Origin of the sequence: Sabulicella rubraurantiaca (genome assembly GCF_017355885.1) — a bacterium.
Taxonomy (GTDB): Bacteria; Pseudomonadota; Alphaproteobacteria; order Acetobacterales; family Acetobacteraceae; genus Roseococcus; species Roseococcus rubraurantiacus.
This window is the reverse complement of record NZ_JAFEUU010000012.1, coordinates 88471-114667: the sequence shown is the minus strand read 5'-3', so window position 1 is coordinate 114667 and position 26197 is coordinate 88471. Positions and strand designations below refer to the sequence as shown.

The following is a 26197-nucleotide window of genomic DNA, read 5'->3' as shown; positions in this document are numbered from 1 at the left end:
TCCGGGGCCGCCCCGCCTCTGGTGGCCGGGCGGTGACGACCTTCAGGGCCCGGCGTGCATTGATACGCTCAGCATGTGTACGCGCCGCTGGCCCCGCGTCATCACCCACATCGACCGGCCTCCGCAGGGATGGCGGGAATGGATCTGAGGGCGCGCTCCGAACGCGCACTGGATGCGCTGAGCTTCTTCATCTCCGACGCGCGCTATGGGCTCGGTGCATTTCTCGGCGTCTATCTCCTGACCGAACATGGCTGGGACGCCGGAAGCATCGGCACCGCGCTCTCGATCGGCGGGCTGACCGGGCTAATTTCCCAGGCACCCATGGGCTCACTCGTGGACGCGGTGCGGGCGAAGCGGGCCCTTATCGCCGGCGCGGTGTGCCTCGTGACGGCGACCTGCCTGGTCATCCCCCTCTTCCCAAGCTTCTGGCCGGTGGCGCTGGCCGGGGTGGTCGGGGCGCTGGCAGGCGTCACGATCGGGCCGACACTTTCCGCCATCTCGCTCGGCGTCGTGGGGCCGGAGCGCTTCGCGCGGCGGGCCGGGCGCAACGAGTCCCTCTTCCATCTGGGCGACGGGGCGATCTGCGTCGCGATCCTGATCACCGCCCCCTTCTTCGGCAGCCCGGTGCTGTTCTGGAGCATGGGCTTCACCATGGTGGCCAGCGTGGTGGCCGCAGCCGCGGTTCCGGCGCGCGCCATCGACCATTCCGTCGCGCGCGGCCTCCATTCCGGCGAGGTCGCCGCGCCCGGCCGCTCGGCATGGGCTTTGCTGTTGGAATCGCGGCCGCTCCTGGCCTTCGCGATCTGTGGCGCCCTGTTCCACCTGGCCAATGCCTCGATGCTGGGCCTCGTCTCGCAGAAGCTTGCGCTCGGAAATCTGGGCCAGGGCATCACCCTTACTGCGGCCTCGGCCATCGCGGCGCAGGCCGTCATGGTGCCGGTCGCGGCACTGGCCGGGGCGCGGGCGGATCTTTGGGGGCGACGCCCGCTGCTGCTGGCCGCCTTCGTGGCCCTCGCGCTGCGCGGCGTGCTGTACACGCTCTCCGACAACGCGGCCTGGCTGATCGCCGTGCAGTTGCTGGACGGGATCGGCGCGGGGCTGATCGGTGCGCTCTTCCCCGTGGTGGTCGCGGATCTGACGCGAGGAAGCGGGCATTTCGCGGCCGCTCAGGGCGTGGTGGGCACGGTGCATGGGGTGGGCGGCGTGCTCAGCGCGGGGCTGGCCGGGCAGATGGTGGTCTGGCTGGGATACGACCCCACCTTCCTGGCCCTGGCGAGCGTCGCCGCGCTGGGCGGCATCCTGTTCTGGTGGATCATGCCGGAAACACGCGGCATGAACCCACCCTGACTGCCGGCTAGGGAGTCGGCGCCTCTTCGGGCAGCAGCTTCTCCCGCTTCAGCGCCTGCCAGAATTCGCCGGGGATGGGCCTTCGCATCAACGCGGCATTCTCCCGCACTCGCTCCGCATGCTTGGCGCCCGGGATGACGGAAGCGACCACGGGATGCGCGGCGCAGAATTGCAGCGCCGCACTGCGGAGGTCCACGCCGAAGCGGGCGCACATCTCCGCCATGCGGTCGCGCGCCGCGACACGCTCCGCCGATGCCTCGACGTAATCGAAGTTCCGCCCACCCGCGAGAAGGCCGGAATTATAGGGGCCGCCCACCACCACATGCGCGCCCCGCTCGGCGCACTCGGCGAAGAGCCCGCCCAGCGCGGAGGTGTCGAGCAGGCTGTAGCGCCCCGCCAGCAGGAACACATCCGGGTCGGACATACGGAGAGCGCGCGAGCAGGGCTCGGTGCGGTTCACACCCAGGCCCCAGGCCTTGATCACCCCTTCCTCCCGCAGGCGGATCAGCGCCTTGGCCGCACCGTTCCGCATCGCCTCGTCGAACACCTCCACCCAGTTCGGGCCAAGATGGTCCTCGGCGATGTCGTGGATGAATGCGATCTCGATGCGGTCCATGCCGAGGCGCTGCAGGCTGTCCTCGACTGAACGGAGCGTGGCGTCGAAGGAGTAGTCCACCACGACCCGGAACGGCAGGGGATCGAGGAAGGGCTGGTTGACGGGGCGGCTGGCATCAGGCCGCAGAAGGCGGCCCACCTTGGTCGAGAGCACGAACTCGTCACGCGGCCGCTGGCGCAGCGCCTCGCCAAAGCGATGCTCAGAGATGCCAGAGCCGTAATGCGGCGCCGTGTCGAAATAGCGGATGCCCGTGTCCCAGGCCGCGTCGAGTGCGCCACGCGCCGTCGCATCGTCCACCACGGCGAACATGTTGCCAAGCGGGGCGCCGCCATAGCCCAGCGGCCCTGGTGGCGCGAATCTCGTTTCAGCCATGCGTCATCTCCAAGAGCTGCGTTCGGGGCCGTACCGCAGCAGGATCATTGCCGCGAGGCCCACATAGATCCCGCTGGCAGCGTGCAGCAGCAGGTGAAGCGGCGAGTCAAAGCCACGGATCGAGAGGATCAGCGCGAGGTCGCTGACCGGGATCAGCAGCGTGATCGCCAGCACGATCCCCGCCGCCCGGCGCCCCGCCAGCCACGCGAGGGCCAGCACGTAGCCACCGAAGGCGAGGTCGCGGATGCCGATGGCACGCAGATAGCCCAGCGCATCGCCTTCCGGAGCCGGCAGCCCGAACACCGCCGCCCCTGCGCGGGGCGCCACGACGAAGAGCACGCCCAGCGCTGCGAGGACGACGGCAGGTGAAAGGGCGAACCCATCGAGCAGCCCCCAAGAAGGCGGGACGCGCTTAATCAGCTCCCGGCCCGTCCCGCGGGATGGGCCGGCTGGGCTCAATCGTCCCCGGCCAGCGCTTGCCGCTCGACGACGAAGCGATCCTCGCGTCGCCACCAGCCCGGCTTGCGTGCGATGGGTGCCTCATAGCGGCCGGTGGTCGCGAGGGATTTCACGGCCTCGGCCAGCAGCGTCGGACGGGGCGGGGAATGACGCGCGTCAAAGACGCCCGGCTCGTACCGGCCGGCCTTGCGGCGCAGCAGGGAACACCAATCCATCGCGCCGAACATGGACCACACGGTAACAGCGCACAGATCCACGCCTTCCTGCCGCAGGCGGCTGGCGGCGTTCCACACCTCCATCAGCCAGCGGACGCATTCCTCGGCCTCGACGCAGCCAAGATGCGCCTCCGTCACCGCGATGGGGAGGCGGTAGCGCTCCCACGCCTCGCGCAGCCGCGCCTCGGGGCCGATCTGCACGTCCGGCGGCATGGGCACCCGCACAGCTTCCGTGTCGGCATAGACCATCACCCCGTTCCCGCCGATCGTCTCCGACGGGTAGAGATGCGTGCGGTGATCGAGGAAGCGGTCGCTGGTGACGTAGTGGTTGATGCCGATGAGATCCGGCACGCAGGGCTCGGCCGCCATCTCGTCCAGATGCGCTTGCGGCACGCCCTCGTCCATCATGATGCGATACCAGGGATGGTGCCGGTCCACGAGGCCGCTCAGCAGGTCGAGGCTGAGCCAGCGCCGCTCATTCTCGTGCGCCGCCTGGCCCGCCAGCGGCTTGGTCGAAAAGACGCGGCCCAGATCCTCGGTCTGGACGAGCCGCGCATCGGGCCGGACGCGGCGGATCGCCCGCATCGCCAGGGCGGTGCCCCGGCACTCGTTCATCAGCGCCGCAAGGAAGCTGCGCGGGTCGTTCCCGTGCGGGAACCAATGCCCATACAGGCCCGAGAAGCGCGCCGTCGTCAGGGGCTCGTTCACCGGGGTCCAGTCACGGACCCAGGGATAGCGCGCAGCCGCCTGCACCGCGTATTGCGCCAGCTTCTCCGGGAATTCAGGATCGAGCAGGCTGGTATAGGCTGGTCCCGAGCCGTGATGGACCAGCCCAACGATTGGGTCGCAGCCAAGCTGGCGCAGCCTATCGAGGCGTGCGTCGGACCAGCTCCAGTCCAGGCGGGAGGGGTCTTCCGGCGCCACCCTTTCCCATAGGACGGGGTAGCGCAGCTTGCGGATGCCGAGTTCCGCGATGAGGTCCAAATCGCCTTCGCGGTCGTGATGGCCGGTCTCCAGGACCTGATCGCGCCACACCCCGCCCGAACGCAGGACGGTGCATTCGACACCGCCCCAAATTTCAAGTCTATTCATACACCTCGGCCTTGATCACCCGGCTGTTCGCCATGAGTCGCCTCCGGAACAGGCTCTTTGCCTAGCGCATACACAGGGTGTCCGTTTCCTTGCAGACAAGAAAAATTCCGCTGAGAGCCAACGGGCAAGCCCGAGTTCGATTGCTTGGGAGGCGGCATTCCCATGCGGGGCGCCTTCGCGACCGGTACGTCGCGGGCAAGAAGCAAAAGGGTTAATTAGACGAATGGCGAATTTGTCTGGGCAATGCCCATGAAGGTCATCATGCTCCCCTGCGTCGAAGGCGGCATCGGCCACGTGTCCCGAACGGCGACGCTGGCTCGGGCGCTGAAGCGCGCCGACCCATCGGTTGAGGTCGAGTACGTGATCGACATGGTCCGTCTGCGGCCGCCCAATATCGAGATGACCATGCAGATGGGTTACCAGCCCCGCCTGCTTCCCGCGATCTCGCGCCGGGACCGCGATGCCATCGCCCGGGCCTGCTTCGGCGATGCCGATGTCATCGTGGACGACACGGCACGCTACCTGCTGCCGCTCCGCGCCTGCGTGCCCCAGGCCGCCTGGGTCTCCATCCCGATCCCCCCGGTGGGGGACGAGCTCTTCGGCGACTGGCCTATGATGAAGCAGATGGACGCCATCATCTGGGCCTATTCCCCCGTCGTCGCGATGCCCGAGGAACTCTCCCTGGTGCAGGACCTCATCGTGAAGACCGGCCCGTTTCTGGACCTGGCTTCCGTGCCCGCCCGCGAGCAGGCACGCGCCGGCCTCGGCTCCGAACCGGGCAGCCCGATGATCCTCTATGCGGTGCGGAACTTCCCCTTCACGCGGGAATTCGGCACCCGCGTCCTGCGGAGTGTCTTCGGCGCGGCGGAACGGCTGCGTCAGGGCTCCCAACCCGGCCTTCGCCTTCACCTCATCGCCACCCATGACCGGCACGAGCTGAAATCCCTGCTCGGGCTGGATGCCTTTCCGGACTGGGTGCGGCTGGAGGGCGTCGTGCCCCAGGCCGAGGCGCTGCGTCACATCAGCGCGGCCGACATCGTCCTGGCGGAAGGCACAAGCACCATGCACGAGGCCGCAGCCCTGGGCACGCCCATGGTGCTGATCCCCGGCCCCATCTCGGAGACCCTGCTGCTCGGCGAGGCGCTAGGCCGCCACAACGCCGCGCCCTGCCTCCTCCCTGACGCAGTCACACCGGAGGCGATGGAGTCCGCCTTCCGCGAGATCCTGGACCGGCCCGAGGCAACGCGGGACCGGACCACCCAGGCCAGAACCCTCGTCACCGGGGGCGGCGGCGTCGAAGCCGCAGCCCGCCTCGTCCTGGAGATCGGCGCGAAGCGCCGTGCCACCACCCAAGCCTGATCGCGGATCCCATGCAGCACATTTCCACCAACCTCCGGGCAGCCGTGCCCGAGCTGGGCTTCCGCCCGACTCTCTTCCGCAGCTTCTTCATGGGCGGGTTCGAATGCTCGACGCATCGGCGCCGCGATGGGCAGCGCCTCGACCTCTTGCGGACCACGCGCCACGACGCCCTCGTGGCGCAGGATTATCGGCAGCTGAAGCGGCACGGGATCCGCTCCGTGCGCGATGGGGTGCGCTGGCACCTCGTCGAGACAACACCCGGCCGTTACGACTGGTCCTCCGTGCTTCCCATGATCCGGGCGGCGCAGGAGGTGGGGACGCAGGTCGCCTGGGATCTGTGTCATTACGGCTGGCCCGACGGGCTCGATGTCTTCTCCGGTGCCTTCGTGGACCGCTTCGCCGCCTATTCCGGCGCCTTTGCGCGGTTGCACCTGGAGGAAACCGGCGAGCCCCCGATGGTCTGCCCCGTCAACGAGATCTCCTTCTTCTCCTGGGCCGGTGGGGAAGCCGGGCTGATGAATCCTTGCTGCACCTCCCAGGAGCATAGCGACGAGTTGAAGCGGCAGCTGGTCCGCGCGACCGTGGCTGGAGCGACCGCAGTGCGGGAGGCGGCGCCGGGATCGCGCATCCTGATGATCGACCCGCTCATCAACATCGTCGCGCGCCCCGAACAGGACCCTGCCGAGGCGGCAGCCCGCAACGAGGGCCAGTTCCACGCCTGGGAGATGATCGCCGGCCGCATGTCGCCGGAATTGGGCGGCGCGCCGGAGATGCTCGATGTCATCGGCGTGAACTACTACTGGAACAACCAGTGGCTCCACGGTGGTCTGCGCGAGGCGCTGGTTCCCGGCGACCCTGGGCACACGCCGTTGCGCGACCTCCTGGTCGGCGTCTATGCGCGCTACCAGCGGCCGATCTTCATGGCCGAGACCAGCATCGAGGGTGAGGAGCGGGCACCCTGGCTGAACTATGTCTGCGAGGAGGTCCGGGCCGCCATGCGGGCCGGCGTGCCGATCGAGGGGATCTGCCTCTACCCCGTGCTGTCGCATCTCGGGTGGGACGATGACCGCTACTGCCCGAATGGCCTGCTTGAATTGCAGGTGGAAGGGGAAGAGCGGGAATTTCACGAGTCCCTCGCCCTCGAGATGGAGAATCAGCGCCGGCTCTTCGCCGACTTGTGCGGAGCGTCATAGGCAGGGGAAGTCAGCGTCCCGGCGCGCTAGCGCGCTCCCTCAACACCCAACCAAAGTAGCGGCACCGCAAACAGAACAGCCCCGGCTCCTCCGAGCCGGGGCCATCCCTTCTACACCGCTAGGGAAAGCGGATCGTAATCAGGCAGCGACCTGACGCCGGACCGCCGCGAGGCCGAACAGGCCAAGACCCAGCAGGGCGAGGCCAGCCGGCGCCGGCACGGCGACCTCGGAGGCGCTCGCATTGCCGCTGACGCTCGCCGTGAAGTGGCAGATCGTCGAGCCGCAGATGCTGAGCGCCTGAGACAGCGCCGTGAAGGTGAAGCCGATCGAAGACGGGTCCCCAAGGCTGGAGGCGGGGATCAGGGAGGAGGTGAAGGTCACGGAACCCGGCGGATCGGTCGCGACTAGGCTGGCTTGGAAGCCCCCATCGGGCCCTCCCAGGCGCGAACCGGCCAGGGCGATGTCGGCAAAGGTGCCCGACAGGTAGTTGGTGCCGGTGCCGCCCAAGCCGGAAGTGATGGTGAAGCTGCCGGCGAAGGGCTGAAGGATGTCGGTCCCGAAAACCGAGACCGCATTGCCCGTGCTGCTCGCGCTCAGGTTCAGGTAGGCGGTGATGGGGGTGGGGGCGGCGCCCGCGTAGCCCGAGATCGTGATCGCGACATCCGTCCCGGTCAGCGTCGTCGTGAGGCCGCCAATGGAGTTGGCGGTGATGGTGTTGCCCGTCGCGTTCTGGGCCCAGGTGATGATCGTCGTCGGCGCTGCCTGGGCAATGGCGCTCAGGCCAACAAAGGCGGCCGTCGTCGCCAGTAACGCTAGCTTCTTCATAGGAGGTTCTCCTCAGACCGGTGTGCCGTTGGTTCTTCCAGACCTTCAGGAACTGGAAACTCGCCCCTCAAGGTCACGCGACGAGCGCCACGGCCCGTCCCACGGCTGGAGAGCAAGTGTCGTGCCACGCCGCTAAGTCCCTGCCCGGTCTCGGTTTTCGTAATGGCACCCCTCCCACACTTGTCATGTCGTAAAAAAAACCGACGAGGGTCTGAAAACTTCTCGCCTTCCCTAACGAACATGAGGGCTTCGGCAGGAATACGGCGTTTAAGGCGATGACGCTTCCACGTTGGCGTTCCGGCTTCATATCAATCCCGCCCCGGTAGCCAGCACAACGCTAGGGCACGGCCGAAAGCCAAAAGCGCCGCTGGAAACGCGAAGGCAGCTCAGCTTGTCCTGGTTACAAAAGTGTCCGGTCTCAACCGGCTAAACGAGGGCCCGGCGCGATCGGACGGGATTTTGCGCCCGCAATCCTGCGCTGGCGTAAGAGAAAATCCTCCGCGCTAACTCCTACCAGCGGTTGCATTGCCCGCTGAGCCACTCTTAGACGAATCCGTTATTGAGCTACCAGCATGAATTAGTTTCCAAACAAACAACTACTCCCATATGAAAACTGTGCCATAGAAGTGGCGGCGATTGTGCATAGCTTGGGGGGATGCCAATTGTTGGACAGTGAGCAATTCCAGGGTCGTAAAGACTCGTGCAGGGAGAGTTATTCGCGCAGCGGCTTATCTTGGCAGGAGGCGACTCGATTTCTCTTCATAGCCTTGGTTTTGTTCTGGCAGGCCATGGTCGTCGCGTGCGTGATGTTTCCCGCACCCTGAAGGCGGCCGACGTCACATACCATCCACGGTAGTGATGCGTGACGTGGCCTGGGCTCGCTGATTGAGCCAATCGGCGACAGTGGTGATGGCCTTAAAGCAGGATGGCCGTAGCGCGTGACGATGTGGCGCCGGCCCTTCGGCCGAAGGCGATCTCGATGCGGTGCCGCTGGTGAAACAGAACGGCGTCGAGCCGGGGCGCTTACCTGGATTCGGAACGAGGCTCAGGCCGCCGACACCCTTAGGTTCACGAAAGCGGCGCCTCGTTCAGCAAGGCGTAATAGCCCGTCATATCCAGCAAATTCTGGCCTTCCTCAGTTCCCCCTTGGCGACGCAACCTATCGTCGGCGCAGCAGGCACTCGGGCCAATGGCCACCCAGTGCGAGACGCACTCAGCGGAACTCGGGGGAGCCAATTACTCGCACCGCAAGCTTCGCTTCCGGCACAGGTCCCGGGTCGCCGGCCCAGGCCGCGCTGAGGACGCGCGGCCTGGATGGGAGCGGACGCTGACGCTCTACCCGTTGACCCGCGCAACGCGGCCACTGCGCGCCAGATCCGCCCAGCGCGCGACATCAGCCCGGAAATAGGCTGCGAAGCCGGCGGCGTCGGTCGGAATGGCGATCGCCGAAGTCTGCAGCAGCTTCTCCTGCACCACTGGCGTCGCGATGGCCGCGCGGTTCGCCTCCTCCAACCGCGCAAAGGCGTCGGGCGGCGTGCCGCTGCGGACGAAGAAGCCGAGCCAGAGGGAGTATTCGTAGCCGGGGACGCCCTGCTCAGCGATGGTCGGGATCTCCGGGAAGGCCGGGGACCGTTCGGCCGAGGAGACGCCGATCGCTCGCACCGCCCCTGCCCGCACCTGACCGGCGGAGGAGCCCATGGCGTCCAGCAGGAAGGAGATGCGCTGGCCGATAAGGTCCGGATACACCGCGCCCGAGCCACGATAGGGCACGTGCAGCAACTGAGTGTCCGTGGCGGCCCCCAGCAGCTCTCCCGCCATGTGGCTCCCGGTGCCGAGGCCGGAGGAGCCATAGGAGATCTCACCCGGCCGCGCGCGGGCGGCGGCGATCACATCCTCCACCGACTGGAATGGCGATTCCGGCGAGACGACCATCATCATCGGCACCGTGCCGATGCCGCCCAGAGGGGTGAGGCCGCCCACCGGATCGTAGTTCAAGGTCTGCAAGGCCGGTCCGATGGTCATGGAGACCGAGCCGAGCAGGACGGTATAACCATCCGCGCGCGCGGAATTCGCGACATGGGCGCCCCCGATATGCCCGCCAGCGCCAGGGCGCTGCTCCACCACCACGTTCTGGCCGAGGATGCGCGACATCTCGGGCGCGATGACGCGCGCCAGGACGTCGGCTGATCCTCCGGGGGCATAGGGCACGATCATGGTGATCGGGCGGTCAGGGAAGCTGGCGCGCGCCAAACGCGGCGCGGCGAGTGGAACCAGGGCAAGCAACGGCAGTGAGCGTCGGCTCAGCATCACCGATTCTCCTATGAAACGCTGTGGATTATTCTAAACCACCATGCGTTCCAGCGCCATCTCCCGTAAGCGCGCCTTGTCGACCTTGTTCGTACCCATAAGAGGAAGCGCGGGCAGGAACCAGATGCGGCGCGGATGCATGAAAGCCGGCGCATGCGCCAGCGTAAAAGCCTTGAGGTCCGCCTCGGTTGGTGTGGCTTCGCCGCGCGGCACCACGAAGGCCACGGGCTTCGTGCCCTTGATGTCGTCGGGCACGGGAAGGACGGCCGCCTGCTCCACGCCCGGATGGCGCTCCAGCACGGCCTCCACCTCGCCGGGGAAGATATTCTCGCCGCCCGAGATGAACATGTCGTCGGCACGACCGATCACGTAGTGGAATCCGTCTGCGTCGCGGCGCATCACGTCGCCGGTCACGTAGAATCCGTCCTCCGTGACGGGCGGCTTCAGGTCGGGCCGGGCGTAATAGCCGTTCATCAACCCGGGCGTTTTCTGCTCCAGCACGCCTTCATCGCCCAGCGTCCCATCGGCTGCGCGCAGGCGCAGCGTCACGGCCGGATGCGGGTAGCCGACCGAAAGCCGCGGCGTGGGCTTGCCCTCCGGATGCGGCCCGAAGACCACGGGCCCCGCCTCGGTCGTGCCATAGGCATTGATCAGGCGCGCACTCGGAAAGGCGCGCAGGATCGCGGCGGCCAGCGCCTCGCTGACCGGAGCGGAGCCGAGGCGGATAGAGCGCACGCTGCCCGTATCGGTCCGGGCCAGCAGCTCCTGCTCACGCAGCAGCATGGCGAACATGGGCGGCACGGCGGTCAGCCAGGTGCAGCGCTCCTCACCCACCGCAGTGATGTACTCGGCCTCGCGGAACTGGGGCAGCAGCACGATCGTCGCGCCTGCCGCCAGGGCAAGCTGCGCCAGCGCCAAGCCGTTCATGTGATAAAGCGGAGCCGCGATCAGGAAGCGCTCCTCGCCGAGCGCGGCGCCCTTCAGGCGTTGCTCCACGATCCACAGATGCGATTGGTGCGACAGCACAACGCCCTTGGGCCTTCCCGTGCTGCCGGAGGTGTAGAGGAAGAGGGCCGGCTCCTTCTCTGCCGGCTCGATAGCCTCGAACGGACCTGGGTCGAGGAAGGAATCCCAGTCCGGCCCATCCAGCGCGAGGCGCGGCAGGCCAGCGGGCACCGCATCCGCCCGTGCGGCGTCGTGCGCCACCAATGCGACGCCCGCGTTCTCCAGCACATAGGCCACGGTCTCTGGCGGAAAGCGCCAGTTCACCGGCACGGCCACGAGGCCGGCACGCATCGCGCCGCACAGCAGGGCCAGGAACTCGATGGAATTTGCGGCCAGCAGGCCGATACGCTCGCCGCGCTTCAGCCCGCGCCGAATCAGGCCGCGCGCCGCAGCATTGGCCAGCGCGTCGAAGGCGCCGTGCGTGATGACGCGCCGCACTCCGCCGTCGCGGAAGATGAGGGCTGGCTTGTCAGGGTCCAGCCCGCTCGGCGCGAGCGCGCCGAGGTTGCGCGCCGCGAAGCCCGTCACGCCTTGGGCGGCGCCGGCGGCGCGGTGAGGTAGACGCCGCGGCCGGAGGCGCAGAGCTTACCGTCGCCGTCGTAGATCTGGGCCTCGGCCACCGAGAACTGGCCGCCCGCGCGCACTACCTTGCCCTTGCAGGTCAGGTCGCCCGGCATGGCGGCGCGGTGGTAGTCCACGCGCATATCCACCGTCGGCACGCCGCGCCCAGTGGACGAGACGAGCGCCCAATCCGCCGTCAGATCCACCAGCGCGGCGAGGATGCCGCCATGGGTGTAGCGGCGGTCCGGATTCACCACCCATTCCTCTCGCCAGGTGGCCTTGATCTCGATCGTGCCCTCGCCGACCGCCAGCACCTTGAGGCCGAGCCACTGGTGGTACGGGCCCCGCAGCAGCAGCGCCTCGACTTCCTGTGGCGTGGGGATCTTCTTCGTCTCGCTCATGGCGTCACCACCACCTTGCCCAGCACCTCGCGGTCGCGGATCAGACGCAGCCCTTCGGCGGCCTCGTCGAGCGGCAGCACCTTGTCCAACACCGGCTGGATGCGCCCATCCTGGATCATGTCCATCAGCGCCGCGAGGTTGTCGTCATAGAAGGAATTGGAGCCGATGACCTGCAGCTCGAAGGACCAGATGTACCGCAGATCCTCCTTCGGGTCGTGGCCGGCGGTCGCGCCGCAGACCAGGATCTTTCCGCCGCGCTTCACGCAGCGCAGCGTCGGCCCCCAGGTGTCGCCACCGGTGAAGTTGATCACCACGTCCACGCCGCCTTCATAGGAACGGCGCTGCGGCTTGCCGTACTTCTCGACGGCCCAGCGGGACCAGTCCACCTCGTTGTAGTTCACCGCCTCGTCCGCGCCCATGGCGAGCAGCGCGTCGCACTTCTCCTTGCTGCCGGCGCAGGCGATGACATGCGCGCCCAGCTGCTTCGCGAGGATGACGCAGCCCGTGCCCACGCCGCCCGAGGCGCCGAGGATCAGCACCTTGTCGCCCGCCTTGATCGTGTTGTGCGTCACGATCATGCGGTGCGCCGTGCCATAGGCCACGGGCAGCGAGGCCGCCTGCTCGAAGGACACGCCCTCGGGCATGCGGATCAGCTGGTCGGCGGCGACGCGGCAGTATTCCGCCATGCCGCCATCCAGCATCTCGCCCATCAGCCCCTTCTTCTTGTTGAGGGGGTTCACCAGCACGCGGTCGCCGACCGACCATCCGGAAACGCCCTCGCCCAGCTCCGTGATGGTGCCCGCCATGTCGAGGCCGATCACCACGGGCATCGGCACCTTGATGCCGGGCATGCCCTTCACGGTGAACACGTCGTGATAGTTGAAGGAGGACGCGCCGACCCGGATCACCACATGCCCAGTATCCGCCTTGGGCTTGGGGTAATTCTCCTCGACGCGCAGCTTGTCGAGGTCGCCATGTTCGCGCAGCACGAGGGCGCGCATCGTCTCGGTCATCTCACTCTCCAGTCCTCACGCCCTGCGGGCGCGTCGCCCAACCCTAGGCAAGGGTGGCTGGGTTTGAAAGGGGCGGGGTCGAAGAGATGCGGCTCGTAAGGGTGATTGACATGCGGTGAGGCGGGCTGTGAGCCGGTCGTCCACGGGCAAGAACCGGCCACCTCGCCTCCAACTGCCCACGAGCCGAAGTCTCGCGACGCTCACCACCGAGCGGTCCCCTGCAAAATTCCTACCTGGACAAGCGATCCGCCAAGGCAGCCTGCAGTGCAAGCACATCAACGCCCTTGCTGAAGGTGCGCTGAAGCGGCTCGGCTGCGCCGCCGATCCAGATCTTCAGTTCGGCCTCGAGGTCGAAATTGCCCTGGGTTTCGACCGAGAAGCGGGAGATGGCTCGGTAGGGAACCGACATCAACTCGGTCTTGCGGCCCGTCAGTCCTTGCTTGTCGACGAAAATGATCCGGCGATCCGTGAGTATGACCACGTCGCGAACAAGCTTGAAGGCGAGGATGATCTGCTCGCCCGCGGCGAGAATGCCGGCAAAATCTTTTGTGGCCTCCCCGATTTCGTAATTCCTCGCATGACCCAGCAAAGCCCCAAACAAGGACATCCTCGCCTCACATTCTGCCGAATACCGGGTAGCCTAGCCTCATCTTCCGAGGCCCGAAAGAATTCCGCCCCCTGCATCAAGGGCCACTTCAGGGAATCGGAGGAGACGGCGGGACCGGAAAGGACGTGGCCCTTGGGAACACCTCAGGCCGCGTGCCACCATCCACGGTCAGGATGGATTCTGGCCGCACAGCACCACGCCCAGAATTCGCTGACCGGAAATTCAAACAGGGTCTTCGTGAATGAACGTGGATGAGGTCGCCCCTCCATTCCGAATCGGGATCGATATTGGCGGGACTTTCACCGACATCGTCGTGGCCGGCGCGGAAGGCAGGCTGCTGGCGCACAAGGCGCCCTCCACGCCCGAAGACCGCACGATCGGCGTGCTGGACGCCATCGCGGGTGCCGCGCGGGCCCTGGGGCGCGACACCGAAGCCCTGCTGCGGGACACCGACCTGCTGGTGCACGGCTCGACCGTAGCCACCAACACGCTGCTGGAGAAGAAGGGTGCGCGGGTCGGGCTGCTGACCACCGAAGGATTCCGCGACAGCCTGGAGATCCGTCGCGGCCTTCGGCGTGAGGTCTGGGACCACCGCACCCCCTTCCCGCCCCCGCTGGTTCCGCGCCGCCTGCGCCTCGGCGTGATGGAACGGATCGGCGCCGCAGGCGAGGTGCTGAAGCCGCTCGACCGGGACAGCGTGCTGCGGGCCATTGAGCGCTTCCGCGCCGAGGGGGTCGAGGCCATCGCCATTTGCTTCCTCAACAGCTTCCGCAACCCAGTCCACGAGCACGCCTGCCGCGCGATCATCCAGCAGGCCTGGCCGGATGCCTGGGTGTCCTGCTCGGGCGACATCGCGCCGATCATGGGCGAGTACGAGCGCAGCACCACTGTCGTCGCCAATGCCTATGTCGGCCCGCGCGTCGTCCCCTATCTCCGCTCACTCGAGGCCCGCCTGTCAGGCCTCGGCCTGCGGCACCCGCTGCTGATCGTGCAGAGCAACGGGGGCGCGCTGAGCGTCCCGGAGGTGGCGCATCAGCCGGTGCAGATGGTCCTATCCGGCCCAGCTGCCGGCGTGGGCGCCATCAGGTACTTCGGGCGTGACACGGGCTCATCCGACCTCGTCTCCATCGAGGTGGGCGGGACAAGCTGCGACGTCACCCTCATGCGCGACGGCGTCGTGCAGATGACCGACCAGCTCGACGTCGAGGGGCACTGCATCGCCATCCCCTCCGTCGAGATCCACACGATCGGCGCGGGAGGTGGCACGATCGGCCATGTCGATGCCGGCGGGATGCTGCAGGCTGGCCCAGGCGGCGCCGGCGCGCGCCCCGGCCCGGCTTCCTATGGGCTTGGTGGCACGCTGCCGACGGTGACGGATGCGCAGCTCGTCCTGGGACGACTGGCGCCCGGCCCCTACGCAGGGGGCGCCATCTCGCTCGACCTCGACAAGGCGGCCCGTGCCATCGAGCAGTACATCGCCGGGCCGCTCGGGCTGACGGTGGAACAGGCCGCAGCCGGACTGATCCGCCTGGTCGAGCAGAACATCCAACACGCAGTGGAGCGCGTGAGCATCGAGCGCGGCTACGACATCCGCAACTTCACCCTGATCGCCGCCGGCGGCGCGGGGCCCCTGCACGGCGCATCGGTCGGCCGGGCCCTGGGCTGCGCCGCGGTCTATGTGCCCCGGCTGGCGGGCGTGTTCTGCGCCTTCGGCATGTGCAACACGGATGTCCGCCTCGACCGCATCCGCAGCTGGTACAAGCGGCTGGATGAGGGGCAGTCCAGCCTGCTCGAGGCGGCGTTCGGGGAGATGGAGGCGCAGGCCAGCGCCGCCCTGGCGCGGCAGGGCTTCTCCCGGGAGGCGATCCAGCTCGAGCGCGGCCTGGCGCTGCGCTACCCAGGACAGCAATGGCCGGTCTCCATCCCTTGCGAGGACGGGCTGGCGGTAGAGGTAATTCGACGCGGCTTCGAGGAGGCGCATCAACGCCTCTACGGGCACCATCAGCCCAGCGGCGAGATCGAGGCGCTAGGCCTGAAGGTTGCCGCCCGCGGGCATCTCCCCATGGCCGCGCCGGCGCTGGCCGAGGTGGAGGCCCGGCGATGGCCGGAACCGTTAGGGCGGCGTCCGGTCTGGATCAACGACCGGACGGGCACGGTTTCCACGCCGATCCATGACGGAAGGCACCTCCTGCCCGGGGACGCCGTCATCGGGCCCGCCATCATCGACGAGGCCACGACCACGTTGCTAGTCGAGGGAGGACAGCGCCTGCGTGTCACCGCGGCCGGCAACTACCTGATCGAGCCTGCGCAGAAGGACGGCGCTGCATGAACGCCTTCGCCATTGATCCGATCCGCCTGGCCGTTGTCCAGAAGCAGGTGGACCATATCTCGCAGCAGATGGGCTGGATCATGACGCGCACGGCGCGCAGCCCGATCTTCAGCCAGAGCCACGACTTCACCTGCTTCGTCGCCGGTGCCAGCGGCGACATCATCGCCCAGGCAGACGGCATCCCGATCCACAGCGGCGGGGGCGGCTTCGCGGTGCGCGCCACGCTCCAGGCCTTCGGCGAGGAGATGGCAGAGGGCGATGTCTACCTGCTGAGCGATCCCTACACGGCCGGCGGCAATCACCTTCCCGACTGGACGATGATCCGTCCGGTCTTCGTCGGGGGGCGGCTTTGCGGCTTCACCTGCAACCGGGCGCATCAATCCGATATCGGCGGCGGCGCGGCCGGCACCTACAACCCCGAAGCGACCGAGATCTTCCACGAGGGCATCCGCCTGCCCGTGCTGCGACTGGTCGAGGGTGGCAAGCTACGCCGCGACCTGTTCAATCTTCTCCTGCTGAACTCGCGCTGCCCCGATCTCATGGAAGGCGATCTCAACGCGATGTTCGGCTCGACCCGGATCGGCGCCGAGCGCGTCGCCGCAATGTTGTCAGAGATGGGCGTCGATTGCGGCCTCGCCTATTTCGATGCGCTCCTGCGCTATGGCGAGGCGCGCATGCGCGCGGAGATCGCGAAGCTCCCGAACGGCATCTATCTCGGCGAGGATGGCAGCGACACCGACTGCTTCCAGGCGATGGAGGTGCCGGTGCGCGTTGCGCTGGAGATCCGCGATGACACGCTAGTCTTCGACTTCACCGGCAGCGCGCCGCAGATCCGGGGCTTCAAGAACAGCTCGCTCGCGAACACCTATTCGGCGGTCTACGTCGCGGTCGCGACCTTCTTCGACCATTCCTTGCCGCGGAACGAGGGCCTGTTCCGGCCCGTCTCCATCATCGCGCCGGAGGGGACGGTCGTGAATGCGCGCCCGCCGGCGCCGATGACGATGAACACGGTCCATCCGGCGACCGATATCATCTATGCGTGCTGGAAGGCCTTGGCGCAGGCGGCGCCCGAACGTGGCTGCGCCGGATGGGGAAAGGCCTGCTACGGGTTGAGTTCCGGGCGCGATGCGGAGGGCCGCGTCTTCGTCATGTATCACTGGCACGGCGCTTCGGGCGGCGGCGCCGTGAAAGGGCGCGATGGCTTTCCGTCGGTAGGGCACATGATCTCGCTCGGTGGCCTGACGCTGCCCAATGTCGAGGGCTATGAGCAGGCCTATCCGGTGCGGATCCATCGGCAGGAACTGCGCCGCGATACGGCTGGCGCCGGGGAGTTCCGCGGCGGTCCGGGCGTGGACTATGTCTGCGAGGTGCTTGCGCCGACCGAACACGCGATCCGCGCGGAAGGCGTCCGCCGCCCCTCGGGATACGGCATCAATGGTGGGCTGGACGGCGCCGTCGGGAAGCTCGAGGTCGAAGAGCTTGGCAAGGGCCCACGCCCGCCGCCGCAATACGGCATCCAGCGGCTTGGCCCCTCGCGCATCCGCGTGCTCTCGAGTGCCGGCGGGGGTTGGGGCGACCCGCTGCGGCGTGACCTGGGCGCCGTGCTGGCTGACGTCCTGGACGGGATCATCAGCGAAGAGGCAGCGCGGGACGTCTACGGCCTTGTCCTGACACGCGATGGACGCGCCGTGGACCACGAGCAAACAAGCTTGCGCAGGGCTTTGCTGATGAAGGCATAGCGCTCCTTGACCTGTCGCGCAGGGCTCCGGGCTGTCAAACGGCTCAGTGCAACGCCTCAGCCAAAATCGAGCTGGACGCCCTCGCGACGCACCACCGCGCCCCATTTCGCGATCTCGGCCTGGATGAAGGCATCAAACTCCTCGGGCGTGCCATAGGCCGTCACCCCACCCATCTCCGCGAAGCGCGCGACCGTGGCGGGCATCTCCAACAAGGCCTTGATCTCGAGGTTCACCGTACGCAGCGCGTCCGCAGGGACGCCGGCCGGCGCCATGATGCCGAACCAGGTGTTCACCTCGTACTCGGCGAGCTCGGGCATGGTCTCGCGCATCGCCGGCAGGTCGGGCAAGGCCTGGTTGCGTTCGGCACTGGTGACCGCGAGGGCCCGCACCCTTCCGCCGCGGATATGCGGAATGGCGGTGGAGAGGTTGTCGAACATGAACTGGGTGTTGCCCGCCAGCAGGTCGAGCATGGCGGGCGCCGAGCCTCGATAGTGCGACGGCACAGCCTGAGTGTTTGTCAGCTGGTGGAACCAGGCAGCGGAAAGATGCGGCGACTGCCCGACCCCCGCCGTGCCATAGGTCAGCTTGCCCGGCTGCTCGCGCAGCAGCGCGATCAGTTCCGCCACGGTGTTGGCACGCACCGAGGGATGCACCACCAGGACATTGGGCCCGCGGATCATGTTGGAGACCGGCTGGAAGCTTTCCGGCCGGTACGGCAGGTTGCGGAACAGCGAATAGGCGATGCTGCTCGGCCCGATATTGGTGCTGAGCAGGTTGAGCATATCCGGCGCTGCGCGGGCGATCTCCGCCGAGGCAATGGTCCCCCCGCCGCCGCCTTTGTTCTCCACGACCACGGGGGTGCCCCAGCGCTGCTGCAGATGCGCGGCCAGCATCCGGCCCATGATGTCCGTAGTGCCGCCCGGCGCGGCATTGACCAGGATCCGCATCTGGCCGGAGGGTCGCCAAGCCTGCGCGCGTGCCAGCCGCAGGGCGGCCAATGCGAGCGGCGCCGCGAGCGCGGCGCGACGGGGAATGGTGGTCATGGGGAACGCCTCCTGTCCTTGCTCACGCCGGCTCCTCCGGCTTCACGGCTCCGGCGCCGAGCCAGGCGGTGCCGAGGATGACATCCTGGCCCGAGGCATCGCGCACCCAGACATCATAGGCGCCGTCCTCCCGGCGCCGGCCGCCGGACGTCACCTCCGTGTCCACGAGGACCGGACGGACGAAGCGGATCTCGAGGCTGATCGGCATGGCCTCGCCGAAGGCGCGGCGCAGCGACTGCCAGACGAGGTTCAGCGAGAGCATCCCGTGCGCGATCGGCTTGCCGAAGGGCGTCCCGGCGGCGAAGGCCTCGTCCACATGCAGCGGATTGAAGTCCTCGGTGATGGCGGCGTAGGCGAGGATGGCGGCACGATCCACGTGCTTCGACACCGCAGGCAGGGTCTCGGTCATCATGCGGCCCACAGAAGCGTCATGCGGGCCCGGAAGGCAGGGCCGCCATCGCCGGCGGTGTCCATGACGAGGGTAACGCGGCGGCGGTCCTTACGGATCTCCTTCGCGAGGCAGGTGATGGTCGTGACCAGACGCTCGCCCACGCGCGGCAAGCGGAACAGGTCGAAACACTGCGCGGCGTGGATGTTGCCGGGCGGGCGCGGCTGCACCACCGCGGCATAGGCGCGCATGGCGATGGCAGCGACCATGCCGTGTGGCATCACGCCATCCAGTTCGTCTTCAGGGAAAAGCGCGCTCCAGGCCTGCAGCTTGGCGGCGTCCAGCACCTCCTCGCTGCCGCCCATCACTTCGCCTGGTGTGAAGCTGTCGAAGGTGATCATGGCGCCTCCAGGATGATGGCGTGCGGCAGGGCGATGCCGTCCGGACCTGCGGGCGGGTCGAAGCCGACCCGCACGGCGTCGCCGATGCGCGGCTCCGCGCCGCCGCGCAGCGTCACCATGAGGCGCGGCCCCTCCTCCAGCGCCACCAGCGCGACGGAATAGGGCACATCTGCCTTGAAGGCGGGCGAGGGCGGCCGGTGGACGCGCGTGTGGCTGACGATGCGGCCGCGGCCGCTCGCCCGCTCCCATACCGGCGAGGATGCGTGGCAGGTGGCGCAGAGCGCACGCGGCGGAAACTGCGCCGCCCCGCAGGCCCGGCAGCGCTGGAGGCGAAGCTCCCCCTGGGCGCAGCCCTCCCAGAATTCCTTCGTGTCGGCGTTGGGGACAGGCAGGGGCTTGTCGGTCATGTCATCGCCTCCCAAGCACGAGGGAGCAATGGGCGGACAGGATGCCACCATCGCCATGGACAAAGGCCAGTTCCGCATCCGGCACCTGCCGCGCCTCCGTCTCGCCGCGCAGCTGGCGCACAGCCTCGGTCACGTGGAACAGCCCACCCGCGGCGCCGGAATGCGCGTAGGACATCAGCCCGCCATGAGTGTTGCAGGGAAGCCTTCCGCCCAGATCCAGCGCTCCGGCCAGTGCCGCCGGCCCGGCCTCCCCTTTCTCGAAGAAGCCGATGGATTCGAGCTCGATCAGCAGGGTGATGGTGAAGCTGTCGTAGATCTCCGCCACGTCGATCTCCGCGGCAGTGATGCCGGCGCGGCCGAAGGCCTGGACGGCGCTGTCGCGGCAGCCAAACTCCGTGAGGCTGGGCGCCGCTACCAGGTGCTCATGCGTGTTCTTCTGCCCGGTGCCCAGCACGGCCACGCCCCGCTTCGCCGTGTCGCGCGCCGCATCGGCGGCGCTGACCACGAGGGCGGCGCCGCCATCGGAGATCAGGCAGCAATCGAGAAGGCGCAGCGGCTCGGCGATGAAGCGGCTGGCCAGCACTTCGGCGACCGTGATCGGCTTGCGCATCTGCGCGCCCGGATTGCGCATGGCATGGGTGCGGCTGTTCACCGCCATGGCCGCCAGATGCTCGGGCGTCGCGCCGTAGCGGTGCATGTAGGCCTGCGCGACCAAGCCATAGAGCGCCGGGATGGTCACCCCGAAGGGCCGCTCGAATTGCGGGTGGCCGACCTCCGACAGCGTGGCGACGGCCTTGTCGCGCGACAATCCGCTGAGGCGGTTATCGCCCGCCACGACCAGGACGTGGCGGCAGAGCCCGGCCTCCACCAGCGCCGCTGCCTGCATCACCATGATGCAGCCCGTCGCGCCGCCCGCATGGATCGCGGCGGAATAGGCGGGCTGGATGCCGAAATACTCGCAGAAGACCGAGGCGAGCATGAGATGCGGCTCGGTGAAGGAATAAGCACAGAGGACGCCATCCACCTCCGAGGGCTTCAGCCCTGCATCGGCCAGGGCACGCGAGGCTGCCTCAGCGTGCAGTCCCATGCAGGAGGAACCGGGCAGATCCCCCACCGCGGTGTCCGCCACGCCGGTGATGATGGCACGCTGCGTCATAGCCCAAGCCCCCGCGCGATGAGGTTGCGTTGGATCTCGGAGGTCCCCTCCCCGATCACGTAGACCAGTGCGTCGCGGTGGATGCGCCCGACCGGATAGTCCCGCATTAGCCCGGCCCCGCCATGGATGCGGATCGCGGCTTCCGACACGCGCACCGCGCATTCGGAGGCGACCAGCTTCACCTTCGCCGCCATCGCCGCGTCCAGCGTGCCCTGATCCACGCGCCAGGCGCCGTGGTAGACCAACCAGCGCGCCGCCTCGATCTCCGCCGCCATGTCCGCCAGCTTGTGCGCGATGGCCTGGAACTGGCCGATCGGCTTGCCGCGCACCATGCGCGTCTTCGCGTAATCCAGCGCCGCCTCGAAGGCGCCGCGCGCCATGCCGAGCGCATTCGCTGCGACGCCGACGCGATTCTCAACCAGACTGTCGAGCACGACAGGATAGGTGCCGGTGCGCCCGCCAAGCAGGCAGTCATCCGGGACGAAGGCGTCGTCGATATGGACCAACCCGGTATCGGAGCCGCGGATGCCTTCCTTCTTGAGCCGGTGAACGACGATGCCCGGATTGGGCAGTTCCACCAGGAACAGGCTCACCGCGTCCGGCGTCATCTCCGGCTTGGTGCGGGCGGCCAGCGTCAGGAAATCGGCGATCGGCGCGTTGGTGATGTAGAGCTTAGAACCCTTGAGCCGCCAGCCGCCCTCCACCTTCTCCGCCCGGGTGCGCATGGCGCGGATGTCGGAACCGCCATCGGGCTCGGACAGCGCGAAGCCGGCAATCTTCTCACCCGCCACGCCGGGGAGGAAAAAGCGCTGCTTCTGCGCCTCCGTGCCCGCCTTCCAGATCGGCCAGATGCCGAGATGGCTGTGGCCGGACCAGGAGGAGGAGAAGGCTTGGCAGACGCGCGACATCTCCTCGCGCAGGATGCAGTCGGACACCTTGTCGAAGCCCGAGCCGCCATCCTCGGCCGGGTAGCGCACGCCGATCAGGCCTAGTTCGCCGAAGCGGCGGAAGAGGTGCCTGGGGAAAATCTCCGTATCGTCCGCCTCCCGCACCAGCGGCGCCAGCTCCGTCTCGGCGAAGCGGCGCACCGTCTCGCGCAAAGCTTCCTGTTCCGGGGTGAAGGTGAAGTCCATTCTCTCCTCAGGCAGCTGGGAGCATGGCGGGGCGGGAGCCGAATGCACGGCCAATCTCCTCAGCCGTGGCGGCAAGGGCCTCGCCGAGGCGGCGCGTGGCGGCCCGGTCGAGCCGCGCCGAAAGGTCGACTGCGGAAAGCGCCATCACCGGCCGCCCTGCCCCGTCGCGCACCGCGGCGGAGACGGTTGTGATGCCGGAGACGAAGTTATCCGCATCCACCGCATAGCCCTGGCGCCGCGCCTGGGCGACCTGGCGCGGGAAGGTGGCGAAAGGCGGCAGCGCGTCGGAGCGGAGCTGCGCATAGCGGCGGGCAAGCTCTTCCTCCGGCAGGCCGGAATGCGCCGCCATGCAGCGGCCGAGCGTGCCGATCAGCAGGGGCAGCCGCTGGCCGATGGTCATGTGGATGCGGACCATCTGGCTGCCCTCGGCCCGGTCGATCAGCACCACACGATCAGGGCCGGTGCGCAACCAGAGCGTCATGGTCACGCCGAAGCGGTCAGCCAGCGCCTCGAGATGCGGGCGCACCAGACGCATGGCGCCGACGCCATCCAGTGCCGATGCTGCGAGCTCCGCGAGGCCGAGGCCCGGCGAATAGGCCTTCGTCGCCGCATCGAAGGCGACAAGCCCTTCTGTGGTGAGGGTGCGCAGGATGTTGAAGCAGGTGGAGGGATTGAGTTCGAGGCTACGCGCCACCTCCGTCACGCCTACCGACCGGCGGTGCGCAGCGAGGAAGCGCAGGATCCGCGTTGCAGCGACGACCGCGCCGACTTCCTTGGCCACTCCCACCCCTTTTCTCTATTGAGAATAGATTTCTGAATTGAGAACGAAGCTAATCCCGTCGCGCTGGCGGTGTAAACGATGGATGACCATATCGAGGGGCCTTCCGGTCCTGCCCTGACATTGGCCGACCGTACGGACCGGACACGCGGGACCGAAGGCCGACGCTGCTCATGCAGCGCCGGCCCGCAAATTTTAGACCTCGGAGAATGACGGATATTGCGGGAGGGTTTGCGGGGAGGAAGAATTGTTGCGCGGTCTCAATGACACGCACCCTGCAAGAAGGAATGACCGATGTCGGACAGTGCCCCGGACGATGGCGGTTCCACTGGTGAGAGCTGGACGGAGCCGATGTCGGCCTCCTTCACGGAGACGACGCACACATCGTTCTGGCAGCGGGCCTTGGGCGCCCTCTTCGGCATTCTCATCGGCCTTGTCCTGATCCCCGCTTCGGGCTGGCTGCTCTTCTGGAACGAAGGCCGTGCGGTGCAGACAGCCCGTTCGCTGACCGAGGGCGGCGGCGCCGTCGTCTCTGCCCCCGCGGATCGGGTGGATCCTGCGCTTGAGGGGAGGCTCGTTTATGTCTCAGCGCCGCTGACCGCTTCGAGCACGCTGAAGGACCCGGAGTTCGGTGTCGCGGCGCCCAACGCGATCCGCCTTGTCCGCAGGGTCGAGATGTATCAGTGGCGCGAGAGGCAGCACTCCGAGACGCGCACGCGGGTCGGCGGCGGTCAGGAGACCGTGACCACCTACAGCTACAGCCGCGAATGGTCGTCCTCCGCGATCGACAGCAACCGGTTTCGGCAGATCGAGGGGCACCGCAATCCCCCAATGAACCTTTCTTCCCGCGAGTTCGTGGCAACGAACGCGCGGCTCGGTCCCTATGTGGTGTCGGAGGAGCACATCCAAGGCTTCGGGAACCCCCAGCGCCTTGCGCCGGATCCCTCCGCCCTGACGGATCGCCCGCGTCAGCAAGTCATAGATGGCCAAGTCTTCGTGGGCGACCCTGCGGCGCCGCAAGTCGGCGATCTCCGCATCACCTTTTCGTTGGTTCCCTCGGGTCCCGCGAGCCTCATCGCGCAGCAGGCGGGTGAAGGCTTTGCGCCTTACCAGACCCATGCTGGCGACAGGCTTTTCCTGCTCCGGCCCGGCACTCTCCCTCCGGAGGCCATGATCCAGGCGGCTGAGCAGTTCAACCAAATCCTGACCTGGATCCTGCGGGCCGCCGGTCTTGTCGTGATGTTCCTGGGCTTCATGCTGATCTTTGGCCCGCTTTCCGTGTTCGCCAGCGTGATCCCGCCACTGGGAGCGCTCGTGGGTTTCGCGGCAGGCTTGGCTGCGCTTCTTTTGACCGCACTGTTCGGGCCGCTTGTGATTGCGGTGGCATGGTTCGCCTATCGCCCGCTTGTCGGCGGCTTGGTTCTCGCCCTGGGCTTGGCGATCACGTTCGGTGTTGCGCGGCTGCTGAAGCGACGTGCCTCAGCCAAGGCAGCCTTGCCGCGCACGGGCGGTGCTGCCACCGCCTCCTGAATGCTCGAGCCGGCGGGGCGGGCGCGTCGTCTTCCAGGCGAGTGCTCGCAGCAAGGGGCGTAGCCGACCATTGGGCGCCGCCTGCACGCGGAGCAGCGGGCGCTGCGTCGCCGGCGAGGCGACAATCCCACAAGACGAATGCCTGGGCCTGTTATGCGATGAATTGGGCCTTGTCGGCCTTCTTTACGGCCTGCTGAAGGCACAAGTCAGAACGGGCAAATACTGAGTTCGAACAAGAAGTTACCGCTCTGGCACGGCACTTGCTTGAGGAATAGCCAAACGGGCTGGACCGCTCGTTGAAAAACCTTGACGGCACCCCGGTCCCAGGATGGCTAAAAACATGAAGAAGCTGGCACTACTGACGACGACCGCCGCCTTTCTTGGCCTGAGCGCCTTGGCCCAGGCGGCGCCGATCACGATCATCGCCTTCGCCCAGGACTCGACCTCCAATACGATCACGGCCACCGCCAACGGCGGCAACACGGCGACGACGCTGGGCGGGACGGATGTGGCGATCACGGTCTCGGGCTACGCGGACGGCACGCCGACGCCCTTCCAGGCCTACCTGAACCTGAATGCGACCAGCACGGGCGCCGCGTCGCTCGTTCTGGGGACTGATGTCTTCCAGGCTTTTGCTGGGACCTTCAGCATCACCTCGGGCTTGGGCGGCACCGGCATCAACTACCTGTCGGGCAGCTTCGCCGACATCGCCCTGGCCGGCTCGCGTGTCGCTGGACCCAATGGGGGCTTCCAGGCTGCCCTGGTCGCGACGGATCCGCCGGGCTCCGTGAGCTTCACCTCCGATCAGATCCCGGCCTCCAAGCTCGGCGATCCGTCCTCCATTGGCTTCACCTTCACGGCACTGTCTCAGGCGCTCGGCATTTGCGGCTCGACGATCTGCAGCTTCACGGCGAGCGTCAGCGGCAATGCGAGCGCGTCCGAGGTAGCCGTGCCGGCGCCGGCTGGTCTGGCCTTCCTGGGTATCGGCCTGCTCGGCCTCGCCGCGGTTCGCCGCAAGGTTGCTGCCTAAGCACAAGCCGCTTTCTCGAGCGGTGTGAAACAGGGTGGCCCTGGCTCTCACGAGCCAGGGCCGCTTTTGCATTTGGCTTGCGGCTCCCAGGCAGGCTCAAGTCAGTTTTCCTTGTCCTAAGCGAACAAGTAGGCGCGAGGGCGTCCCGCGCTACCACTGCCCAAGGTCCGAGATCCACTGCGAAAAGGTCGACACTGCCTGCAGGGCACGCATCGGAGACCCCTTCGACGGACAGCATCTTTAAGCGCCGAACACGATCACGCCGCTGGTGGGCTCATGCGTGTCGGAGCTCGTCCACAGTCCTGCATAGCGTTCCTTGGATGCGTGTTTCTCCGGGATTGCGCGTGAAGGCGGAGCACCTCTCCAATCACAGCATCAATGGGAGGGACCGACCGATGCTGCGGATCAAGGCTGTTCAGCCGCCTTAACGCAGGAGCGCACCCGCACATCATTCCGAACAAGACCCAGCCATACAGCAGAGATCCATGCCCGGCTATCTTTCCACCCTTCCGAGCTTCCTGACCTGGTTCCCCATCGCCGCGGGCATGCTCGCGGTCTTCCTGGCGATCCTGAAGCAGATCACGCCCTGGCCAGAGCTGCGGATGATCCGGGCCGGCAACACCGCCGTCGCCATCGCCTATTCCGGCTCGGTGCTCGGCTACTCGCTGGTACTCGCCGCAGTGATGACCAGTGCGCTCAACCGGACCGACTTCCTGATCTGGGGGCTGATCGGATTGCTGGTCCAGCTCACGGCGCTCGCCGTCTCGCGAATTCTGCTGGGGCGTGGCTTGCGAGAGCGCATGGAGAAGGGCGACCTCGCTTCCGCCATTCTGATGGCCACGATCTCGCTTTCCGCCGGCATCCTGAATGCCGCTACGATGATCTCCTGAC

The 26197-nt window shown here is 67.4% G+C and carries 24 protein-coding genes; 8 read left to right on the top strand and 16 right to left on the bottom strand.

What is annotated here, in order from left to right:
* The first annotated feature begins 138 nt into the window (after positions 1-138).
* Complete coding sequence (locus tag JTJ31_RS18515) at positions 139-1347, top strand: MFS transporter (RefSeq protein WP_207540211.1); 1209 nt, start codon at positions 139-141, stop codon at positions 1345-1347.
* Positions 1348-1354: 7 nt separating this feature from the next.
* On the opposite strand, the gene JTJ31_RS18510 is transcribed toward JTJ31_RS18515, so the two are convergent.
* From JTJ31_RS18510 to JTJ31_RS18500, 3 genes are read right to left on the bottom strand one after another with little or no spacing between them, the layout of a single operon-like run.
* A complete protein-coding gene (locus tag JTJ31_RS18510; RefSeq protein ID WP_207540210.1) occupies positions 1355-2335 on the bottom strand; it encodes an aldo/keto reductase in 981 nt (326 codons plus the stop codon).
* A gap of 3 nt (positions 2336-2338) precedes the next feature.
* On the bottom strand, positions 2339-2794 hold the full coding sequence (locus JTJ31_RS18505) for a DUF4267 domain-containing protein (RefSeq protein ID WP_207540209.1): 456 nt from the start codon (positions 2792-2794) through the stop codon (positions 2339-2341).
* Positions 2791-4101 carry a family 1 glycosylhydrolase gene (locus JTJ31_RS18500; RefSeq protein WP_207540208.1) on the bottom strand — a complete coding sequence of 437 codons (1311 nt, stop codon included), beginning with the start codon at positions 4099-4101 and terminating at the stop codon, positions 2791-2793. Before JTJ31_RS18500 ends, JTJ31_RS18505 begins: the two co-directional genes overlap by 4 nt.
* A gap of 249 nt (positions 4102-4350) precedes the next feature.
* Here JTJ31_RS18500 and JTJ31_RS18495 point away from each other — a divergent pair, with 249 nt between their 5' ends.
* Both JTJ31_RS18495 and JTJ31_RS18490 read left to right on the top strand, forming a co-directional pair.
* Entirely contained in the window at positions 4351-5460 is a 1110-nt protein-coding gene (locus JTJ31_RS18495; protein ID WP_207540207.1) for a glycosyltransferase family protein, read from the top strand.
* Positions 5461-5471: 11 nt separating this feature from the next.
* Positions 5472-6653 (top strand): glycoside hydrolase family 1 protein, encoded by a 1182-nt coding sequence (locus JTJ31_RS18490; protein ID WP_207540206.1) that lies wholly within the window; start codon positions 5472-5474, stop codon positions 6651-6653.
* A 138-nt stretch (positions 6654-6791) separates the two neighbouring features.
* Here the strand turns inward: JTJ31_RS18490 and JTJ31_RS18485 are convergent, their stop codons facing one another.
* The 6 genes from JTJ31_RS18485 to JTJ31_RS18460 form a co-directional block, all read right to left on the bottom strand.
* Positions 6792-7478 carry a PEP-CTERM sorting domain-containing protein gene (locus JTJ31_RS18485; RefSeq protein WP_207540205.1) on the bottom strand — a complete coding sequence of 229 codons (687 nt, stop codon included), beginning with the start codon at positions 7476-7478 and terminating at the stop codon, positions 6792-6794.
* A 1335-nt stretch (positions 7479-8813) separates the two neighbouring features.
* On the bottom strand, positions 8814-9785 hold the full coding sequence (locus JTJ31_RS18480; protein ID WP_207540204.1) for a tripartite tricarboxylate transporter substrate binding protein: 972 nt from the start codon (positions 9783-9785) through the stop codon (positions 8814-8816).
* Positions 9786-9818: 33 nt separating this feature from the next.
* Positions 9819-11318, bottom strand: coding sequence for a class I adenylate-forming enzyme family protein (locus JTJ31_RS18475; RefSeq protein ID WP_207540203.1), 1500 nt, complete (start codon positions 11316-11318; stop codon positions 9819-9821).
* The gene (locus JTJ31_RS18470; protein WP_207540202.1) at positions 11315-11752 is read right to left on the bottom strand and encodes a PaaI family thioesterase; all 438 of its coding nucleotides are present in this window, start codon (positions 11750-11752) and stop codon (positions 11315-11317) included. Before JTJ31_RS18470 ends, JTJ31_RS18475 begins: the two co-directional genes overlap by 4 nt.
* Positions 11749-12765 (bottom strand): quinone oxidoreductase family protein, encoded by a 1017-nt coding sequence (locus tag JTJ31_RS18465; RefSeq protein ID WP_207540201.1) that lies wholly within the window; start codon positions 12763-12765, stop codon positions 11749-11751. Before JTJ31_RS18465 ends, JTJ31_RS18470 begins: the two co-directional genes overlap by 4 nt.
* A 229-nt stretch (positions 12766-12994) precedes the next feature.
* Entirely contained in the window at positions 12995-13372 is a 378-nt protein-coding gene (locus JTJ31_RS18460; protein ID WP_207540200.1) for a PH domain-containing protein, read from the bottom strand.
* A gap of 241 nt (positions 13373-13613) precedes the next feature.
* Between JTJ31_RS18460 and JTJ31_RS18455 the strand changes: the two genes are divergently transcribed.
* A complete protein-coding gene (locus tag JTJ31_RS18455; protein ID WP_207540199.1) occupies positions 13614-15701 on the top strand; it encodes a hydantoinase/oxoprolinase family protein in 2088 nt (695 codons plus the stop codon).
* Positions 15698-17440, top strand: a complete 1743-nt coding sequence (locus JTJ31_RS18450) for a hydantoinase B/oxoprolinase family protein (RefSeq protein WP_207540198.1) — start codon at positions 15698-15700, stop codon at positions 17438-17440. Before JTJ31_RS18455 ends, JTJ31_RS18450 begins: the two co-directional genes overlap by 4 nt.
* Positions 17441-17496: 56 nt before the next feature.
* Here JTJ31_RS18450 and JTJ31_RS18445 read toward each other — a convergent pair whose 3' ends face one another.
* From JTJ31_RS18445 to JTJ31_RS18415, 7 genes are read right to left on the bottom strand one after another with little or no spacing between them, the layout of a single operon-like run.
* Positions 17497-18483 carry a Bug family tripartite tricarboxylate transporter substrate binding protein gene (locus JTJ31_RS18445; protein ID WP_207540197.1) on the bottom strand — a complete coding sequence of 329 codons (987 nt, stop codon included), beginning with the start codon at positions 18481-18483 and terminating at the stop codon, positions 17497-17499.
* A gap of 22 nt (positions 18484-18505) precedes the next feature.
* A complete protein-coding gene (locus tag JTJ31_RS18440; protein ID WP_207540196.1) occupies positions 18506-18895 on the bottom strand; it encodes a MaoC family dehydratase in 390 nt (129 codons plus the stop codon).
* Positions 18892-19272 (bottom strand): hypothetical protein, encoded by a 381-nt coding sequence (locus tag JTJ31_RS18435; RefSeq protein WP_207540195.1) that lies wholly within the window; start codon positions 19270-19272, stop codon positions 18892-18894. Before JTJ31_RS18435 ends, JTJ31_RS18440 begins: the two co-directional genes overlap by 4 nt.
* Entirely contained in the window at positions 19269-19679 is a 411-nt protein-coding gene (locus JTJ31_RS18430; RefSeq protein WP_207540194.1) for a Zn-ribbon domain-containing OB-fold protein, read from the bottom strand. The genes JTJ31_RS18435 and JTJ31_RS18430 overlap by 4 nt, the downstream gene beginning before the upstream one ends.
* Before the next feature lies 1 nt (position 19680).
* Positions 19681-20835 carry a thiolase family protein gene (locus tag JTJ31_RS18425; protein ID WP_236020417.1) on the bottom strand — a complete coding sequence of 385 codons (1155 nt, stop codon included), beginning with the start codon at positions 20833-20835 and terminating at the stop codon, positions 19681-19683.
* A complete protein-coding gene (locus tag JTJ31_RS18420; RefSeq protein ID WP_207540193.1) occupies positions 20832-21968 on the bottom strand; it encodes an acyl-CoA dehydrogenase family protein in 1137 nt (378 codons plus the stop codon). Before JTJ31_RS18420 ends, JTJ31_RS18425 begins: the two co-directional genes overlap by 4 nt.
* Before the next feature lie 7 nt (positions 21969-21975).
* The gene (locus JTJ31_RS18415) at positions 21976-22749 is read right to left on the bottom strand and encodes an IclR family transcriptional regulator (protein ID WP_207540192.1); all 774 of its coding nucleotides are present in this window, start codon (positions 22747-22749) and stop codon (positions 21976-21978) included.
* Between the two features lie 291 nt (positions 22750-23040).
* Between JTJ31_RS18415 and JTJ31_RS18410 the strand changes: the two genes are divergently transcribed.
* The 3 genes from JTJ31_RS18410 (at position 23041) to JTJ31_RS18400 (ending at position 26196) form a co-directional block, all read left to right on the top strand.
* A complete protein-coding gene (locus tag JTJ31_RS18410) occupies positions 23041-24276 on the top strand; it encodes a TMEM43 family protein (protein WP_207540191.1) in 1236 nt (411 codons plus the stop codon).
* Positions 24277-24616: 340 nt separating this feature from the next.
* Positions 24617-25306, top strand: coding sequence for a hypothetical protein (locus tag JTJ31_RS18405; RefSeq protein WP_207540190.1), 690 nt, complete (start codon positions 24617-24619; stop codon positions 25304-25306).
* Between the two features lie 485 nt (positions 25307-25791).
* The gene (locus JTJ31_RS18400; protein ID WP_207540189.1) at positions 25792-26196 is read left to right on the top strand and encodes a DUF350 domain-containing protein; all 405 of its coding nucleotides are present in this window, start codon (positions 25792-25794) and stop codon (positions 26194-26196) included.
* Position 26197: the final 1 nt, after the last annotated feature.

What these genes read in the sequence shown, in the direction of transcription:
- JTJ31_RS18440 (WP_207540196.1), bottom strand. Translation starts at nt 18,895, where the DNA reads ATGATGACCGAGACCCTGCCTGCGGTGTCGAAGCACGTGGATCGTGCC.
- JTJ31_RS18400 (WP_207540189.1), top strand. Translation starts at nt 25,792, where the DNA reads ATGCCCGGCTATCTTTCCACCCTTCCGAGCTTCCTGACCTGGTTCCCC.
- JTJ31_RS18425 (WP_236020417.1), bottom strand. Translation starts at nt 20,835, where the DNA reads ATGACGCAGCGTGCCATCATCACCGGCGTGGCGGACACCGCGGTGGGG.
- JTJ31_RS18405 (WP_207540190.1), top strand. Translation starts at nt 24,617, where the DNA reads ATGAAGAAGCTGGCACTACTGACGACGACCGCCGCCTTTCTTGGCCTG.
- JTJ31_RS18480 (WP_207540204.1), bottom strand. Translation starts at nt 9,785, where the DNA reads ATGCTGAGCCGACGCTCACTGCCGTTGCTTGCCCTGGTTCCACTCGCC.
- JTJ31_RS18460 (WP_207540200.1), bottom strand. Translation starts at nt 13,372, where the DNA reads ATGTCCTTGTTTGGGGCTTTGCTGGGTCATGCGAGGAATTACGAAATC.
- JTJ31_RS18430 (WP_207540194.1), bottom strand. Translation starts at nt 19,679, where the DNA reads ATGACCGACAAGCCCCTGCCTGTCCCCAACGCCGACACGAAGGAATTC.
- JTJ31_RS18465 (WP_207540201.1), bottom strand. Translation starts at nt 12,765, where the DNA reads ATGACCGAGACGATGCGCGCCCTCGTGCTGCGCGAACATGGCGACCTC.
- JTJ31_RS18490 (WP_207540206.1), top strand. Translation starts at nt 5,472, where the DNA reads ATGCAGCACATTTCCACCAACCTCCGGGCAGCCGTGCCCGAGCTGGGC.
- JTJ31_RS18500 (WP_207540208.1), bottom strand. Translation starts at nt 4,101, where the DNA reads ATGAATAGACTTGAAATTTGGGGCGGTGTCGAATGCACCGTCCTGCGT.
- JTJ31_RS18445 (WP_207540197.1), bottom strand. Translation starts at nt 18,483, where the DNA reads ATGACCACCATTCCCCGTCGCGCCGCGCTCGCGGCGCCGCTCGCATTG.
- JTJ31_RS18510 (WP_207540210.1), bottom strand. Translation starts at nt 2,335, where the DNA reads ATGGCTGAAACGAGATTCGCGCCACCAGGGCCGCTGGGCTATGGCGGC.
- JTJ31_RS18450 (WP_207540198.1), top strand. Translation starts at nt 15,698, where the DNA reads ATGAACGCCTTCGCCATTGATCCGATCCGCCTGGCCGTTGTCCAGAAG.
- JTJ31_RS18485 (WP_207540205.1), bottom strand. Translation starts at nt 7,478, where the DNA reads ATGAAGAAGCTAGCGTTACTGGCGACGACGGCCGCCTTTGTTGGCCTG.
- JTJ31_RS18410 (WP_207540191.1), top strand. Translation starts at nt 23,041, where the DNA reads ATGTCGGACAGTGCCCCGGACGATGGCGGTTCCACTGGTGAGAGCTGG.
- JTJ31_RS18435 (WP_207540195.1), bottom strand. Translation starts at nt 19,272, where the DNA reads ATGATCACCTTCGACAGCTTCACACCAGGCGAAGTGATGGGCGGCAGC.
- JTJ31_RS18495 (WP_207540207.1), top strand. Translation starts at nt 4,351, where the DNA reads ATGAAGGTCATCATGCTCCCCTGCGTCGAAGGCGGCATCGGCCACGTG.
- JTJ31_RS18515 (WP_207540211.1), top strand. Translation starts at nt 139, where the DNA reads ATGGATCTGAGGGCGCGCTCCGAACGCGCACTGGATGCGCTGAGCTTC.
- JTJ31_RS18420 (WP_207540193.1), bottom strand. Translation starts at nt 21,968, where the DNA reads ATGGACTTCACCTTCACCCCGGAACAGGAAGCTTTGCGCGAGACGGTG.
- JTJ31_RS18455 (WP_207540199.1), top strand. Translation starts at nt 13,614, where the DNA reads ATGAACGTGGATGAGGTCGCCCCTCCATTCCGAATCGGGATCGATATT.
- JTJ31_RS18470 (WP_207540202.1), bottom strand. Translation starts at nt 11,752, where the DNA reads ATGAGCGAGACGAAGAAGATCCCCACGCCACAGGAAGTCGAGGCGCTG.